This is a genomic window from Pseudoxanthomonas kalamensis DSM 18571, assembly GCF_010211745.1.
GTDB lineage: Bacteria > Pseudomonadota > Gammaproteobacteria > Xanthomonadales > Xanthomonadaceae > Pseudoxanthomonas_A > Pseudoxanthomonas_A kalamensis.
Genome location: NZ_PDWQ01000115.1, coordinates 1 through 552, shown reverse-complemented (window position 1 = coordinate 552; position 552 = coordinate 1). Strand labels below are relative to the sequence as shown.

Genomic DNA, 552 nt, shown 5'->3' with positions numbered 1-552 from the left:
GTGCTGATCAACGCATTCGCATACGTGGTGCCGTCGAAGGTGAAGCTATCGGTGCGCGAGAGCGTAAAGATCTCGTCCTGGATATGTTTGTCGAAGACGGCAGCGGACGCGAACGCATCGAAATCCCCGGGAAGGCGCCATTCCAGCGATAGATCCAGGTTGTTGGACACACGCGGCTTGATGTCTGGGTTGCCGATGGTGACGGTGACGCCCTGCGCGTTCGGGTTGCCGGCGTCTGTCGTATTGACGAAGCCGATGGAGGTACGCGCCGCATAGGCATCGTACGGCGGGCGGCCCAACGTGCGGCTTGCACCGGCGCGCAGATCCAGCGCATCGGTCAGGTGATAGGTCATCACCGCCGACGGCAGTAGGTAGTCGTAGTCCGCACTGGTCGGGTTATCGACGTACACGTAGTGATTGGTTGCCGCATCCAGCTGCCGTTGGCGGCCCACCGTGTCGAGCTTGGTGCTGTCGAAGTGCACACCGGCCTGCACATTCAAACGATCGCTGCGATAGCTGATCAAGCCATAGCTACCGAAGGTCTTTTCGGTA

1 protein-coding gene is annotated in these 552 nt (G+C 60.1%); it reads right to left on the bottom strand.

All coding sequences use genetic code 11. The features are described 5' to 3' along the window. On the bottom strand, nucleotides 1–552 hold a 552-nt coding region (locus CSC70_RS14285), incomplete at both ends, for a TonB-dependent receptor domain-containing protein (protein ID WP_162457228.1).